The following is a 16,268-nucleotide window of genomic DNA, read 5'->3' on the forward strand; positions in this document are numbered from 1 at the left end:
GCACAAGGAATTAAGTTCCAGATATTGTTTTGGGGACACATATCCCAGGGCCTTGTGTGGCCTGTAATTGTTGTAATCGTCCATCCAAATCCGTGCCTGTTCCCTTACTTGGTCGATGTCCTCAAAGATGAACCTGTTGAGTGTCCCCCTCCTAACTGCCGTTGAACCTTTCCACGAATGCATTCTGGGTCGGTTTTCCCGGTTGTATATAATTGAACTCTATTCCGTGCATCTCGCTCCATTGGGACGTTAGCTTAGCGATGAACTCAGGGCCGTTGTCCATACGTATGCGTTTGGGCTTGCCCCTTCGGTTTATCAGATGGTTCAAGACCCATACCATCCGGTTGCTTGTCAGGGAAAAGTCCACTTCGATGTGCAGTGCCTCCCTGTTGTAATCGTCCATGATGTTCAGTGCCCTGAATCATTGGGTTCTGAAAATTGGACAGTCCGTAGAACCAGATTCTGGGATCACCATTTTTTGTTAAAGGGCGGTAAAGAGAAGCTTTAGATTTAATGGTTTTTAAACCGTCATATATTACAGCTGGTATCAATACTTTATACTTCGGTCCTTGCAGCTGTGATTCATAATTATGGATATTCTCCTCCTCCAAAAAGCTGCGTACGGTTCCTGTGGCGTCCATTATGGACTTTTTCAACCCAGTTTCGGTCGGCTCTATCAAGGTAAATGGGACTTGATATTTTGTTAAGATCTTTATTTTTTCCTGTTCGGCGTTGTAAAGTTTTCTCACTTGATATTTTTTAAAATTTCCATCGCCACAGCCCTTGCCATCAAAGGGGGTACCGCATTTCCAACCAAAGTATATTGGGGCAGTTCCGATTTGCGATTATTTCCACCAGTTGAGCGCTTGCCCTGAAAAACAAAGGAATCATCGAAGGATTGCAAACGGGCCATTTCCCGAACAGTAAGGGCCCTTGGGGTATTATAGTGGATATAATCATCCGGAATGGTCATAACCGTAGGGCTTTGGGATTCAGGCTTCAATATATTATAGTTACGCTTATTTGAAGCCAGCCCACATTCGTTCAGTTTATCCTGTGCTTTCTTGTAATCCCCTTCCTTTAGGATAATATCCAATCGTTTTATGACATCGTCCCCCTGATTGCTGGTCTTATGGTTGTGCAGCACCGCATAATCTTTTTGATTGTTGTCCAATGCCTTCGCATTCCTGACATAAAAAGGCTTGGTAGCGTTTGTAAACCTACCATTGAGACGGCCCGACTTGCTCCATTCGGCAAAGGTCTTCCCCTTTTTGACCAAGGGCTTTCCTTCAATAGAACGAGTTTTTAGCAAGCTCTTCATTTTTTTTGCGGTACCATTGTACTGTTTTGAGATATCGACAAGCTGATAATGGTGCGCCTCTTGGTTGTTACCGATAAAATCCAGATCGTACAAGGCCTCAAATACCGATACTTTCTCCTCCTCTGCAACAGTGGCCGGTATTTCGGATATAAACTTCTGGTCCTTTCTACAACCAATGAAAAGTACACGTTCCCTATTCTGTGGCACCCCATAATTTGATGAATTGGCCACGAACGGTGCTTCAATCCGGTATAGCCTGATATCATCTATTATCTTTTGAAGCTCATTGTTTTGTCGTTTATTGCAAAAGGTCTTGATAATGGCCAGACAGTCATCGATGTTAAGGATATAGATCTTCAGGGCATGGATGATATCCTCACAGTGTTTCCGGAATTTCTTCTCTACTTTTAATTCTTTGAATGCCTGTTCTATCTTGTCAATAATCACTTGTGAATCAAGATGGGTCAAGAATTGGGTGAAGATATCTACAAATGAATCATTATCGATGTTGCAGAAATCCTTTTCCCTAATGATGTCCCTTTTGAGCTTTTCCCATTCTTTGTTCCGTATTAGGAGATTGAAGCCATGTCTGATGGTACTGATTCGGGTATCTGTCTTACTTGTTTTGTAATCAACAATATTTGGGGTTAATTTTTTAAATCGGGAATCAACGGTCCTAATATAATTTTCCTTTTCAATTTCAGCCTTGGTATCCGTGAACTGTTCCATCTCGATACGCTTTACCAGACAATCCAAAATAAAGTTGTCCTCTGGATTGGTCTTCTTCAATGCATTGACAAAAGCGGAAAGCTTAGGCACTTCATTGATATCCACGATGGAATTGATCTCTGTCAATATGAGTTCCTTTATCTTGCCCCGTTCCTTGGTCAATATCCCCTTGACATTTTCCATCACAAAGTATTTGGGCTGCAATACTTTGATAACCTCCAGATAATGTGCAAAAAGGTCGTCTTTTTTATCAAATTTTTTCCGTTTTCCCGCGAGACTAAAACTTTGGCAGGGAGGTCCTCCACAGACCACATCCACCTGTTTCCCTTTAAGTTTGGCCATCAAATTGTCCAAAAAATCGGGCTCTGTGATGTCTTGGCACAAAAACTCGGCATCCAGTCCCAATTGGTAGTTATAGCGCACCAGATGGGTCAATTCCGAATTTTCATTGATATCATTGGCCAATAAAAAATCAAAATACTTGTTTTTTCTCTCTGCCTGTAAAAATCCCTCGCTGAATCCGCCCGCACCGGCAAAAAGATCTACAAAGGTAAATGCCTCTCCCTTTGGGGAACTGGGTTTCTTTACAATATTGACATCATGGCTCTCCTTATAAGCATTGACATAATCAGAGAGTTTATCCTTTATTTCTTTATCTGTATAATTTTTCTTCAGTGGACTGTTGAACAGTTCCTCGGCTCGCTCTTTCAAGTAATCTAAATAATGGTTAATCTCCCCTGACCTTTCTGCATGTGCGATCACGGATTGTGATTCCTTGTCAAAATCCTCTGGTCTGATTTTTTCCTTAGTAGAGATTTTTAGCTGCTCTGCATTACAGTTAATTCTTAAATGAATTGGTGCGAAACCCTTTTTATCGGTCTTGTCTAAATAGAAATTGAATGTTGCCATGCTTGTTTACGGACATTTTTACGGACACGGACAAATTTACGGACACCGATGGGAATTTCCAATTTTTGTTTTGAACTTCGGGATTTTGTTAACAAAAATTGTTGAACATATTAAAAAAACAAATCCCTCCCCTTCTTACATCTTTACATCCAGGTTGCCACACTGCAGTTAAGGATGGGTCAGCACCTTGGGGATGATGTGGACACAAACGGCTGACAAAGACAGTCTGGTGTTTCAATAAACCCGCCTTTTCAAGAATTCCAACCTGTTTATAATATGTACCGGCATTCCTTTTATTAAATCCCTATTTGATTCTTAATAGGTTTTCTATAAATTTCTTACATTGTTGCTGGATTACCCCCAATTCCTTATGGAAAATTAATGACATCATACCTCGCATTAAAGGACAACATTAATGCCAAGCTTATTTGATGGTTCACGAAAAAGTTTAGTTAAACTTAGGCCCAATGGCAACCAAAACAAGGCAAGAAATGAAAAATTTAACACTCGACAATTACCTTGACAGTCATTACATCCACAGGAGCAATTGGTTAAGGGCGGCCGTTTTGGGGGCCAATGATGGCATAATTTCCATTTCCAGTCTCGCAATCGGGGTTGCAACGGCGAGTTCGACCAATGAACCTGTTATTTTAGCAACGGTGGCTGGACTTGTGGCAGGAGCGGCATCCATGGCAGCAGGAGAATATGTATCTGTAAGCTCACAGACCGACATTGAAAAGGCAGATATTGAAAGAGAAAAAAAAGAACTGGTCGAAATGCCGGAAGAAGAGTTGAACATATTGGCCCAGATCTATGAAAAAAGAGGGCTGAAAAAGGAAACAGCGCTGGAAGTTGCCCAAGAACTAACTGCGGCCGATGCCCTGGGAACGCACATACGGGACGAATTGGGCATCAATGAGATCAGTAAAGCCAACCCGATTCAGGCCGCGTTGGCGTCAGGTGCTGCATTTACTGTTGGGGGCATGTTACCTCTTTTAGTGGTTCTTTTTGCCCCAATAAAAGGAATGGAATATTGGCTATATGGATTTACAACTATTTTCTTGATCATTTTGGGAGCAACGGCCGCAAAAACCGGTGGTTCAAATATGTTGAAGGGAATGGTCAGGATTACCATTTGGGGCACAATCGCCATGGGACTTTCTGCATTCGTGGGTTATCTCTTTGGGGTAAGCGTCTAAAATTTATAAATATGGGGACAGTATATCCGCATGTAGCGATAAATCATTAACCCACATTTTTTTTGTGGATTCAATCATAATGGTTACTGGACTGAGATTTAAATCAAAGGCCATGAATCGAACGGTATATCTGATTTTTATCTGTGCATCTTATTTGTGATGAGGTCAAGCTTATTTCAAATATTGATTCTTTACCGTACCGCCCTGTTATCTGCACAGACCTCACTCCAAGAAACAGACCTTGAAAACGGAAAATTACCGTAGGGCTCCACCACTATACCTCCGATGCCAACACAAGAACGTGTACCAGGGTTTTTGATTACACCAATAATAAAATCGCCCGACCCATTCCCACCGGTCTATGGCATCCCTTTGAAGAGAATGGAGCGAGTGCCAAACCTTTACACGTATTGGACTAATATAATGTATATGCCTTATTGTTAAAAATCAGGAGCGCATCCCAAATTTTTATTATACGGTTGAATATATTTCCAGAATGCTTTACCGGCACTTTGTCTATAGTTCATAGAATAATTGGTTTGGGTGTTAGAAGCCACTTGATAAATATATTCCGAGCATTGGTAAGCATATTTTCTTTTAAAGCATACGATTGCAAAATAGTAAGTTTTATAATCCACAAATACACTGTAGAATGTAATCTTGGAAATGGCATCACTATTGTAACTATGGAAAGTACTGCCATAGCTCTCCGACTTCACGAATTCCATCATCTCTTCACAGGTCTGGGCCTTCAACTCCAAGAAGCACAATAGTACGAGTATACTTAACACTATTTTTTTCATACGTCAAACATTGGTATTACCCCCTACCCAAAAAATCCTGTGCATATTTTATAAAATAATCGTGATCTGTTTCCTATTCCATATAGGTGAAAGTCAACGATACCACCCCTTGATCCGAATCCATTACGGAGACCGCAGTGATATCCGCGGAAGTTGGATAATTATCTTCGTCATAATCAAAGTTCGCATTAATGGAATACACCATCTCTCCCTCCTCATTCTTATAAACTATCTGTGAAAGGTTGTTTACCGGAAACAATAACCTGGCCTGCACAATTTCCGAGGATTGCGGGGTCATTGAAAAGTTGAGTCGCACATTATCAAGCATGTATATCAATCCCCCAGATTTCATGGTATAATAAAAAGGATTGGGAGCATCGTCATACTCCAGGTTTGCGGTATAGACTTTAGCGATATAATCGCCAAAGTCCTCATCCCATTCTTCTTCAAAAAACTCAATTACTTCTGGATTTCCATTATCATCGTAGGAAACCACCTGACCTATGTCAAAGGCATCATAGGGAGACTGATATAGTTCTTCCGTATTAAGGTTGTCATTAGAGCCGGTAATCGTTTTCAATTCACTGTTCTCATACAAAAAGATACTGGTATCGGTCCCATCGGAGACCGTATTCAAACTACCATCATTATTGTAGGAGAAACCGATCGTTCTATTATCTTCCGGCTTTTCCGGGGAGATATATGAAACACTGCGGATTAACTTCTCCTCTACATTTCCATTGGCATTTTCAAATTCATCGGTAACGGATTCCTCGCTACAAGCAACATTTAACAAGGAAACAATAGCACAAACAAGTGGTAGTTTAAATTTTTTCATGGGACTTTGGTTTTATTTTTTAATCTTTAGGTAGTCCGAAATTACATGGAACATCAGTTACTACCATACGTTTTTCCGTAATAGCCCTTTGCCCATTTATGCTTATTTTCCCAAATCCAAAATCCAATCAACCTTATGTTACAAAAGATATCTTTCCTTGTATTGATATGCTTCCAATGTGTCCTTTTTGCTCAAACTGAAGAAATTCAACTGATATCATGGAACATCCAAGATTTTGGTAGGACCAAAAACACCGACGAACTAAATCAAATCGCTGAGATCGTCAGGGATATGGATATCCTTGCCATCCAAGAAGTGGTCGCGGGATATGGCGGGGCACAGGCCGTTGCCAAATTAACCGACATGCTCAATAGAAAAGGGGCCAAATGGGACTATGTCATTAGTGACCCTACCAACAGCCCGAAATACGTTACCGAGCGTTATGCCATTGTTTGGAAGACCAAAAACATAAAAATAAAAAATCGGGGTTGGCTTATCTCAGAATTAGATTCGTTGGTAGACCGAGAGCCATTTTTACTGGATTTATATGTAGAAGGAAAAAAAATCACCCTGATCAATTTCCATTCCAGGCCCTATAACAAAGACCCTGAAAGTGAAATCATCGCACTTTCCAATTTTGTCCTTGATTCACTAGAAACTCCTTTGATTATTGCCGGTGATTTTAATGTTGAAGAAAAAATGCCTGTTTTTGATTACTTAAAGGATAATGGTTTTAAAACAGCCATATCCAATGCAAAGACCACATTAAAAAGGCAATGTGATAACAATGATTACCTCAACCACCCCATCGACAATATTTTTTATTCGCAGGATATTTACAAGACCGAAGGAAAAGCTATTGATTTTGTGAGGTTTTGCGACGGGTTAAAACGGGCCCGTAAATTATCCGATCATTTACCGGTTCTTTTAAAATTCCGGATCAACTGGAAAGCTTATTAATCTTCCCAACCACAAAGGGTCCTGCCCAAATCCTTGGCCTCGGACAAGCTCACTTCATAAGTCTTTGTCGAGCAATTGGACAAACCCCTGCAATGTTTGTCATAATGATACCGTTTACTGCTCTTTCCTTTACAGATAAAGACTTTGGTCTCAACATTTGTAACAGGATTGAAACCAGTGATAAAACAAAAAAGTACTACAAGAGACAAAATTTTAGTCATCCCCATAATAAGCTGCGGTCTGTAATAAAAGGTCTTCAAATTGATAGATATCGTCCACGGTTTCAATCGGATGCCGTGACTCGTCTTTATGCTCATCAAAGGTCCCTAGGTATTTCTTCCCCCCATTGAGATGCAAACGACAGAGCGGTTTTCGGTTATTATCATCCAGCAAGATACCAAAATAGGACTGGGTATCCCTATGCACAATGCGGTCTACCGAGAGTTTCCTACGCAAAATGGCCACTACGATTCGATATCCTTCAAGTTCCTCCTCCGTGGTGTCGACTTTACTCACCTTTTCTGGCTCCTTGTCCTCTTCCTGTTGTTTTTCCGCTTCCTTATGAAGCGCCGAATTCAAGCGATCGTTCACCTTCTCGCCAATGGTCTGGATAAAGGCCTTGCTTACCAAATCGGTGAATTCCCCCATTACCTTTTCAGTAAGCCGGCCAGTATAGATCCGTGATGCGAAGAGCCTGACAAAATCATAGCTTGGCGCTTGTAGTTCTTCGCCAATAAGTTTTTTGATTTCCTTGGTATATTTTAGGGAGCTCGCGTTGTCCACTATCTCATCAACGTTAAAGTTCTTCTTGTGGAACTTGGCAATTTCGTTGACCACATTCTCCTTTAACTGGGTGATATCGAACTCTAAAAAAGGTTTTTCGTCCATTTTATTGGCCGATTCCAAATCGGTGAAAAATTGATACTCGATACCGTTGGTCAACAGGGCAAAACGAGTTTTCGTAGTATGGAAATACCGGAACAATTGGGAGTTGTGGGCGTTCAACTTTTCTTTCCAGTTCTTACACTCGATGATGATTATGGGGTCACCATGCTGAAAAATCGCATAATCCACCTTTTCCCCCTTTTTCAATCCAAGGTCTGCGGTAAATTCAGGTACTACCTCGGTAGGGTTAAAGGTGTCGTAGCCCAATAAATTGATGAATGGCAACACAAAGGCATGTTTGGTGGATTCCTCGGTATCGATTTGCTCTTTGAGCTTGATTACTTTTTCCGCTAATACCTTAAGTTGGTTCTGAAGTTCCATGTTCCTATATATTTTTTGACAACCAATTGGTACAATCACCGCTTAGATTATGCGAAGCCCAATATCCTTTTAATCCAACAACAAGGAGTTCATCGTCTCCATAGATGTGTTTGGAGAGTCTATCCCTTAATAATGCACTGGTTTCATTGGATTTGACCACCCACATCGAATCGAAGCATTGCCTACAATTTCCAATTCTTTGTATTTCTTCAACCAAAGGTTGATAATTCCGAATTGGGGCATGCAAAACATATGAAATTAGAAACGACCCCATTTTACCGATAGCTGGTTTTACATCCCTTTTTATCGCATGTAATTTCCTCAACGCTTTCTTCCCAATGCTCTGGCTTTGCCCTTGTGTCAAATCCACAATCTGTAATCCCTCCCTTGTATCCTTTGTGCACTTCTCCTGTTGGGATATGTTTAACTGCCATATCGATAGTATTTGATTATACTTTCAAACCTACCCCTATAAAATATCAATCCCTTACAGATATCCGTAAGGGAGTGTCAAGTTTTGCAATTCATGTACAGTAGGCTGAACTAACCTACACTACCATTGCAGGTGGTCAGTGTGTAATATTATATCAATTTCCTTCATAAAAGAAATCATGGAGTTCGATTAAGCTACCTCTTTTTATTTGTACAAGATCACGGGTATTTTTCAAGAAAATACCTAAGGACCTTTCATTATAAACTAATTTCATTTCGTTGGAATAATCCGATACGACAAACATGTCTCCTTCCATTTTATAAAATGGAATCATATTCTTTCCTTTTACCCTGACTCCTCTATTGACAATCTTTCCATTTATTACATCACTTTCCACGTCGGAGGTTTCTCCAGAGGCAACTTTTACGTAAGCCACCATCATTTTTGTCCATTCTGATTTGTTGACCATAAACCACTGGACCTTGTTAAAATCAATACCATATTCATTAATCCATCCATGACTGGTGAACCCAAGAAGTACATATTTTTTCCCGTTCAAAACAGGGTTGTCTTCCGGTTCAAATTCTTGAATCTTGAAAGTGATTACGGATGCGGATGACATGTCCTTTACCTTTTTCCCATCAAAGTCCACTGTCTTTAAAGAAAAACTGGACATTTCTGGATGGTTGGACAATACCCATTGCGTTGCGGTGAGCTCTGCTCTTTCCTTCATTTGTTCGACCGCCGCTACCCCTGCCCCAACCAATGCCAATGCTCCTACAGCACCTGCAATCGCTGCACCATCATTTTGGGCGTGCGTCTGTTTTGGTATCAAAAGACATAGAAAAACCATAATCAAGGCAAATCCCCTGAATTTTATGCCTACCATGTTGATGACTGAAGCTTTTGTTGGTATATGTTGAGATTCTGTTGTGTAAAAATTAACTGAGGACTTCATCGGTAATTAGTTTGATCTTTTCAATATTACAACCTTATGAAAAAGTAACCTTACAGATATCTGCATGGTAAAGTCAAATATTAACCAACAAACTATAAATCAGATCTTTTCCTCCCGAATCATTTTGGCGATTAAATGATTGGTATTCTTGGCCCCGAATTCATCGAACATTTTACTGACCCTTTTGTCTATGGTGCTTTCGCTATTGGGGGTGATATCCTCCTTTTTGAACTTTTCCGAAATTTCCTTTTTGGTAAGCCCTTCCGCCAAGCTTTGAAGTATCATCAGGTCGAACTCTTCAAGTTCAAATACGTTATTGGAAACGTTCAGATCAATACCGGGGGAAACATAGGTACGGTTATGGTACACTTCCCGAATTGCTCTTACCAATTCCGTAAGGCCATGGCGTCCCTTGCAGACATAGGCATTGATTTCTTGGTCCTTAAAGAGTGCATCGATCTTGGACGGGTTATCCTCCATGGAATTCACGATGACCTTTATTTCCGGTTGCAGATTTCTGGCAGCCTGGATCAGTTCCAAACCAGAGGTGAGTTTGCGCTCCACATGGTCTCCTTTAAAAAACAAATCGGTTATCAATAAGCCGAAAGGTTCCCTTTGATCTACAGCATACTTTAAGCGATTGTATGCCTTATCACAATAGAGTTCGTCGCGGATGATCGGGATTTGTAACTTCTCGCGCAACATTTCAGATATCCCTTGATTGGTATCTTGAAAATCCTCCGCGAGCAATATTTTTTTGAACATAACAATACGTTGAATTATAAAGGTATCGTGATATGGGCCTTAAAGCCCTGACCTTTATGGGAATCAAAAGTAATGCTTCCTCCAATAGCCTGAATACGCTTTTCTGTATTCCAAAGACCATTTTTGGCATTGAGTTCCTTCAGTGACGCCCCCACTCCATTATCCGAGTAATTGACCGTCAATACTTTTTCTGTGGATTTGAAAACAATGGTGATCATATCGGCACTACTATGCTTGCCCATATTGATCATCAGTTCCTGTATAGCCTTGAAGAGCACTTTTTGTGATAAAGGGGCCATTTCATTCCATTGGACATCCTTGACACCGGTCATGAAAAGGTTCGCATCGCTCGGTGTCCTAAAGCGAAGCATTTCCAAAAACGCTTCCTTAAAATGCGTTCCTATTGCCACTTCATTGACCTCCCTCGAAAAATTGCGGCTTTGATTGTAAAGGCCATCCAATTTATCCAAGACGGCTGTCCTATCCACGTCCGCATTGATCATCAACATGGTCTGGTTGAGTCCCGCCCCGAAATCGTCATGTAACCTTCTGGACATTTCCGCTTCGGTCTCCAATGTCGCCTCCAACCTTGTCAATCTATTTTGTTCCTTTAAATGTCTCGTCCGTTGTCTAAAAAAATAAATGGCAAAACCCAAGCCCAATAGCATTGTCAAGGAACCTAAGTAGGATATCGTTTTTTGATTTCGCTCCTTTGCGGTCAACAACGCTTGTTCCGCCTTCTCCTTCTCTAAGCGCAAAATGGATTCCTGTTTTATTTTATCGTCATACTTGTATTTGGCAAATTGGGTCTTGACCTTCAATTCCTGCGAATCAAGACTATCGGCCAACAGAATATAGCGGTCTCGGAGCTTGACATTTTCTGGGTCTATTTGCATGAGAAATTTCAAGGCATCAATCTCTGCCCTTGGGACCTCGATTTTTTTGGCCACTTGGATCACGGTATCAAAATAGGCCTTGGCCCTATTGGACCTATCGTCCAAATGAAACTCACCTAGATGCGTATAGCTTGCCAATTGCCCACGCCAATCCTTTTTCTCCTTTCTTATTTGGAGGGCCTTTTGGAAAGAAGCGCCAACATCCTTTTTCTCTAAAAGCCATTGGGCATAGGACAAATTATCCAAAATCCTTGCATAAACCACAGGAGTGGAATCCAAGGCTGTATTTCCCATGATCTTATCTAAAAGTACTATGGCCTCTTCATATCTTCCATTATCGATATAGGTGGCGGCAAGATTGTTCTCAAATGCGATCCTGTCCTCCAATGATCCGCTATTTTTAATGGCCTTGGTATAATAGAATATGGCATCCTCGAAGTTCAATAACTTCCTATGATTGGTGGCCAAGAGTCCATAATATTGAACCATTTTTTTGATGTCACGGGATTCCCTTAAAAATTGCAGGGCCTCGGTCACGGTTTCCTTGCTTCCAAAAAAATCATTTTGGTTCTTCTGTATCACCCCCATAAGCAATAAGCAATTCCCTGTCCAGCTACTATCCTTTGCCAATTCGAATTGGCTTTTGGCCGCACTGTAATTTTCAAATGCCCTGCTATAATCAGATTGGATCCGATCATAATAATACCCCATTAGGTAATACTGGGATGCCTTTAATCTAGGCCTATCAACTTCGGATTGCATTGTGACGAAACTGTCATGGTGGGCCACCAAGCTATTGTAGTCCCCAGCTTGAAAGAGCAAGGAACTTTTTTTGTACATCAACTTGCCCAAGATGGAATCCGCTTCCAGATTTTTAGCCAAAAAAAGGGCCCTGTCTATACTTTCCCTTTTCTCTTCCAATGAAACATCCTTGCTAATGGAGCGAGTATAATAGATGTTTATACTGTCGTTTTTATCCGAAACATCCCTTGTCCCATCTTTATCGAACGGTACACAGGAAACTAAAATCGTCAATATGATAAGGAATGGGTACCGTTTCAAGAATAAAGAAGTTGTGGTTCATTAAAAAAAGCCATGTCCGATTTACAGACATGGCTCAAATTAATGAAATTATTCTTATTGATCACCTTCTCCGGGGGGCGGTGGAGGTGGTGGTGGGGTCGGATCTTGGTCGTCACCTTCGGTAGCGACCATGTCATATTCGCTCTCGATCTCAGCCGTATCCGTAGTGGAACAAGAGAACAGAAACATATTCAGAACAACGGCCATCACGGCCAAAAACACTTTTCTCATCTTTATGAAATTTTAAATTGAACAAAGAGGTGGCCGTCCGGAATTTTCCGGAGCATTTTTGGTTTTCAACCACCCGTGAGTTTTGGAGTACTCCTTTGCTATTTTTGGAAAGTGGAAACTGTAAGCGACCCTTTAGGTTACTTTCCAATGGACCTTACAGGCCGCATTACAGCATCCCATAAAAATGAACTTTCTAGAAAAGCCATGTTAGCAACACATAGCGGAATCCATTTTCTGAGACAAAGTAAATTGAAGTGTTCATTTGCATTGCAGACAGCGATTGGACTTGTATTGGACATTTTTTAGACATCAATAAAATCAGGGGTTCAGAAGGGTTCAGTAATATGATTTGCCTTTTTAAAATTTGTACTTTTAGTCCAATGGATGAAAAATATATAGCAGAGATTGTTCGGAAGGTCTTTGAAAAAGCGAAGACGGAACATGCCTCCCACTCTAGGTTTGCATTGTCCAGTCATATCAGCGACCATAGTGAACTAAGTTCAAAAACCTTGGAGAGGGCCTATGACAGGTACATCAACAAAAAAAAGAAGTATGGTGCCCCACAAGCGGAGAGTGTCGATCTATGCTGTAAATATCTTGGCTATGACAATTATGCTGATTATGTAAAAAACAGAAAAACAGTTCCTTCCACAAAATGGGCCATACCCATCCTCGTGGTCGTTTCCTTGGTTTTGGCAATCGTGATAGGGATATATGGGAGCAATACAAATCCCACAGGTGAAAAGGCTGCAAACCAATGCATGGCATGGGCCGACTCCATATATGTAGAAGTACCCTGTACTTCCAAACCCTATTCTTCGTTTGGAACCAAGGTGGAGCCCATGGATATAACAAAGCTGAAGCATTTTAAAAAAGTGGATGTCAACATGGCAACGCAATTCTTTTCGAAGGATGATAAACCCTTACTATGGTACCATAAGAACAAGGAAGGGGAAATTGAATATTTTACGGCTCCAGGACTGCATCCGACCAACGACGAAACCTTGCGCAAAATCACCCCCTATATCATCCAGACCTATGTTCCTGTGCATTCCTATAAAAAGGACTCCTTCTTGGAATAATACCTGCATTTTAAAATGCATAAAGTTTGAATAAAGCGCAAGGATAATTCCAGTCCAGGATATTTGGGTCTGAGACTCCCTCGTTTAAAAAGCGCTCCTTCAAAAGCAACATAATGCACTGCCCCCATAATCGATACCTCCCATAACCAAAGCCAAAACATTTCGAAAAACGAATATCCCATCAAAAATCTCCGGTTTATAGGCACCGGAGCGGCCCTTTATGGCCTTTAGACCATCTCACAAACGGTTTCAAAGAGTTGTTTATCGAAACGTTTCTGATGTGAAAAACTTCGTCTCAAACTACAGTGCAATACCGCATTAAAGGCATTGTAGCCCAATCAGAGGTTGGGAGTAGTACCCAATAGTACGGCCTAACGAGCTAGGATCTCGATGACCTCACGGGCCCTTTTGGAGGGATTATCATTGGTATCACTGCACTCATAGCAAAAGAGCTTGGTCTGATCGAGCACCTTCTTAAAGGCCTTAGTGTCCAATAGTTTCGCCGAGATTATCTGGTGGTACCTATCGGAGATCGTATAGAATTCATTGTCCATGAATTTAAGGAACAGCCCTTCGAGCTCGGGCATAATCAAGTTCACGCAACGCATGTGGTGCTTGATGGAAAAACCGATCTCCTTTTGGGCCACATGCAGTCCATTGGAGTACACCCTGCAACCCTAACACCGCTCCGTACGACCGCACATTCGCCAGTTCTCACGATCAACTACAACAATTATTTTCACTAAATTGCCTTTGCCACTGTTCCTAACTGTGCATATAGCGAATGTGCGTTTAATGGCTGCCCTAGCTTTTGCCCCGCTGTGCAGGACAACGCTACTCGCCATATCCGCGTGGCCGTTGACAGTAATGTGGAAAACGAGTTAAACTAAAAGAAAGAAATTATGGACAGAAAGGAATTTTTAAAAAACTCGGCAATTTTAGGTGGAGCGACAATCCTACCGATCAACAACGTTTTTTCACAAAATGTGACAGAAAATGGTATTGACAAATTAGTGGACAATAATGGGAATTTCATTCAAAAACCACTTCCATACAATAAAACTTTTTTGGAGCCATATATGGACGAGGAAACTCTTCATTTGCACTTTGAATTTCATCACGGTGGAGCAGTTAAAGGAGCAAACAAAGATTTGATTAAAATTAAGGAACACCTAAAATCGGGCGATTTAGACCAAGTGGATTTGTGGACACGAAAGTTAGCCTACCATTTTTCAAGCCACGTACTTCATTCCATTTTTTGGACGAACTTAACCAATAAAAAAACTGAACCCAAGACCGAACTTTTAAAACAGATAGAAAAGGACTTTGGCTCATTTGATAGGTTAAAAAGTTACATCGGAAAAATATCAAAAACCGTAGAAGGTAGCGGTTGGGGAATTTTGGGCTACCAACCTTATTCGGACAGCTTGACATTACTACAGTGCGAAAACCATCAAAAATTAACACAATGGGGCGTTATTCCGATTTTGGTGATTGATGTTTGGGAACACGCCTATTATTTGAAGTACAAAAATAAAAGAGCTGAATTTGTTGATACCGTTCTTGAAATTATCAATTGGGATAATGTAGCTGAACGATTTATGATAGCAAAACGACTTACAAAATAAACACTACTGCCAACAATGGTCCGTTCCTCCATAAGCAGACACGTGCACATGCCCTTGAATAGCGGAAACTATGCTTTGCATTAAAAACACAAAACTTGGGCAGAGCCAACCTATTTGGCACAGGATGCCGAAGAGAATTGGGATATAAACAAGTTGGCAGTAATCAAAAAAACAAGAAAGACAGATGGACATTACAACAAACTATAAGGTACCAAAGGACACCAAAATAGGGCACGTACACTTGAAGGTTTCCAACCTACAGCGCTCACTCGACTTCTACTGCGGACTATTGGGTTTTGAAATTACAACGACCTATGGCACTGACGCCGCCTTCATATCTGCGGGAGGTTATCACCACCACATTGGCTTAAACGTTTGGTATAGCAAGAACGCCCCTCCAGCAGCACGAAATACGGTCGGACTATTTCATACGGCAATACTGTATCCAACAAGAAAGGACCTAGCAACCATTCTCTATCGCTTACAACAGGCCGACTACCCATTGACAGGGGCTTCTGATCATGGCGTTTCAGAGGCCTTATATTTAGATGACCCTGACGGCAATGGTGTTGAACTATATTGGGACAAACCGAAAAACCAATGGCCACAAAAACCTGATGGCTCATTGGATATGTACACCAAACCCCTTGACCTTGATGGATTAATGAACGAAATAAATTGACTACGGCCTATAAGTGGATGGCTCCGCCATTACATGACGGCGTGCGCCCCTCAAAACCACAGTGAACATCTGTATGCTACCCTTCAAACCAAATGTTTCCATGTATGTGGGAAGAATAAGATTTCCCCTATCCAAAATTAAATACACTTCATGTCCGAAGAATAAAAAACTGCTCGAAACGCAATTATGGAAGACTGCCAATGAGTTAAGGGGCAATATGGATGCCGTCCTTAGGATAAAACTTTCGGTAAACTCATTCAACGACAATCACATCCTACGGGTTCCCTTTCCGTATATCTCGTAGACCAAAACAATGATATGACCTCCCAGTCATTGGTCGATCAACAAACCACGGTACGCAGAATTCTCAACACTGATAACCAGGAATTCAACGATATCTTTTATGGAATATCCCTGGGAAGTTATATAGAAAGTCTTTTGACAACGGAACAGGAATCGGATGGGGCCTGATACTATTACATATA

General features: G+C 41.1%; 16 protein-coding genes and 1 pseudogene. 6 read left to right on the top strand and 11 right to left on the bottom strand.

The window, feature by feature from the left end; all coding sequences use genetic code 11:
* Together AC13CC_RS15425 and AC13CC_RS15430 are read right to left on the bottom strand one after the other, a co-directional pair.
* Nucleotides 1-421, bottom strand: a pseudogene (locus AC13CC_RS15425) (integrase core domain-containing protein); the annotation flags it as partial.
* A gap of 324 nt (nt 422-745) precedes the next feature.
* Nucleotides 746-2,959 carry a DNA cytosine methyltransferase gene (locus tag AC13CC_RS15430; RefSeq protein WP_482877907.1) on the bottom strand — a complete coding sequence of 738 codons (2,214 nt, stop codon included), beginning with the start codon at nt 2,957-2,959 and terminating at the stop codon, nt 746-748.
* Between the two features lie 491 nt (nt 2,960-3,450).
* Here AC13CC_RS15430 and AC13CC_RS15435 point away from each other — a divergent pair, with 491 nt between their 5' ends.
* Entirely contained in the window at nt 3,451-4,158 is a 708-nt protein-coding gene (locus AC13CC_RS15435) for a VIT1/CCC1 transporter family protein (protein WP_482877908.1), read from the top strand.
* Between the two features lie 440 nt (nt 4,159-4,598).
* On the opposite strand, the gene AC13CC_RS15440 is transcribed toward AC13CC_RS15435, so the two are convergent.
* Complete coding sequence (locus tag AC13CC_RS15440) at nt 4,599-4,961, bottom strand: hypothetical protein (protein WP_482877909.1); 363 nt, start codon at nt 4,959-4,961, stop codon at nt 4,599-4,601.
* Between the two features lie 73 nt (nt 4,962-5,034).
* Complete coding sequence (locus tag AC13CC_RS15445) at nt 5,035-5,799, bottom strand: hypothetical protein (RefSeq protein WP_482877910.1); 765 nt, start codon at nt 5,797-5,799, stop codon at nt 5,035-5,037.
* A gap of 135 nt (nt 5,800-5,934) precedes the next feature.
* Between AC13CC_RS15445 and AC13CC_RS15450 the strand changes: the two genes are divergently transcribed.
* Nucleotides 5,935-6,759 carry an endonuclease/exonuclease/phosphatase family protein gene (locus AC13CC_RS15450; protein WP_482877911.1) on the top strand — a complete coding sequence of 275 codons (825 nt, stop codon included), beginning with the start codon at nt 5,935-5,937 and terminating at the stop codon, nt 6,757-6,759.
* Between the two features lie 213 nt (nt 6,760-6,972).
* Here AC13CC_RS15450 and AC13CC_RS15455 read toward each other — a convergent pair whose 3' ends face one another.
* From AC13CC_RS15455 to AC13CC_RS15480, 6 genes are all read right to left on the bottom strand, one after another.
* Nucleotides 6,973-8,025 carry a type I restriction endonuclease gene (locus AC13CC_RS15455; protein WP_482877912.1) on the bottom strand — a complete coding sequence of 351 codons (1,053 nt, stop codon included), beginning with the start codon at nt 8,023-8,025 and terminating at the stop codon, nt 6,973-6,975.
* 275 nt (nt 8,026-8,300) lie between these two features.
* On the bottom strand, nt 8,301-8,459 hold the full coding sequence (locus AC13CC_RS15460; protein WP_326278108.1) for a hypothetical protein: 159 nt from the start codon (nt 8,457-8,459) through the stop codon (nt 8,301-8,303).
* 153 nt (nt 8,460-8,612) lie between these two features.
* On the bottom strand, nt 8,613-9,416 hold the full coding sequence (locus tag AC13CC_RS15465; protein ID WP_482877913.1) for a hypothetical protein: 804 nt from the start codon (nt 9,414-9,416) through the stop codon (nt 8,613-8,615).
* A 99-nt stretch (nt 9,417-9,515) separates the two neighbouring features.
* Complete coding sequence (locus AC13CC_RS15470) at nt 9,516-10,181, bottom strand: DNA-binding response regulator (RefSeq protein ID WP_482877914.1); 666 nt, start codon at nt 10,179-10,181, stop codon at nt 9,516-9,518.
* 14 nt (nt 10,182-10,195) lie between these two features.
* Entirely contained in the window at nt 10,196-12,139 is a 1,944-nt protein-coding gene (locus tag AC13CC_RS15475) for a tetratricopeptide repeat-containing sensor histidine kinase (protein ID WP_482877915.1), read from the bottom strand.
* A 75-nt stretch (nt 12,140-12,214) separates the two neighbouring features.
* Nucleotides 12,215-12,391, bottom strand: coding sequence for a hypothetical protein (locus AC13CC_RS15480; protein ID WP_326278112.1), 177 nt, complete (start codon nt 12,389-12,391; stop codon nt 12,215-12,217).
* 380 nt (nt 12,392-12,771) lie between these two features.
* Between AC13CC_RS15480 and AC13CC_RS15485 the strand changes: the two genes are divergently transcribed.
* Nucleotides 12,772-13,473, top strand: coding sequence for a hypothetical protein (locus AC13CC_RS15485; protein ID WP_482877916.1), 702 nt, complete (start codon nt 12,772-12,774; stop codon nt 13,471-13,473).
* Nucleotides 13,474-13,844: 371 nt separating this feature from the next.
* Here AC13CC_RS15485 and AC13CC_RS15490 read toward each other — a convergent pair whose 3' ends face one another.
* Nucleotides 13,845-14,120, bottom strand: coding sequence for a hypothetical protein (locus AC13CC_RS15490; RefSeq protein ID WP_482877917.1), 276 nt, complete (start codon nt 14,118-14,120; stop codon nt 13,845-13,847).
* Between the two features lie 255 nt (nt 14,121-14,375).
* Here AC13CC_RS15490 and AC13CC_RS15495 point away from each other — a divergent pair, with 255 nt between their 5' ends.
* The 3 genes from AC13CC_RS15495 to AC13CC_RS15505 all read left to right on the top strand — a co-directional run bounded on the left by AC13CC_RS15495 (nt 14,376) and on the right by AC13CC_RS15505 (nt 16,254).
* Nucleotides 14,376-15,101, top strand: a complete 726-nt coding sequence (locus AC13CC_RS15495; RefSeq protein ID WP_482877918.1) for a superoxide dismutase — start codon at nt 14,376-14,378, stop codon at nt 15,099-15,101.
* A gap of 184 nt (nt 15,102-15,285) precedes the next feature.
* Nucleotides 15,286-15,783, top strand: coding sequence for a VOC family protein (locus tag AC13CC_RS15500; protein ID WP_482877919.1), 498 nt, complete (start codon nt 15,286-15,288; stop codon nt 15,781-15,783).
* 318 nt (nt 15,784-16,101) lie between these two features.
* Complete coding sequence (locus tag AC13CC_RS15505) at nt 16,102-16,254, top strand: hypothetical protein (protein ID WP_482877920.1); 153 nt, start codon at nt 16,102-16,104, stop codon at nt 16,252-16,254.
* The last annotated feature ends 14 nt before the right edge of the window (nt 16,255-16,268 follow it).

This window comes from Flagellimonas sp. L-11 (assembly GCF_056857735.1).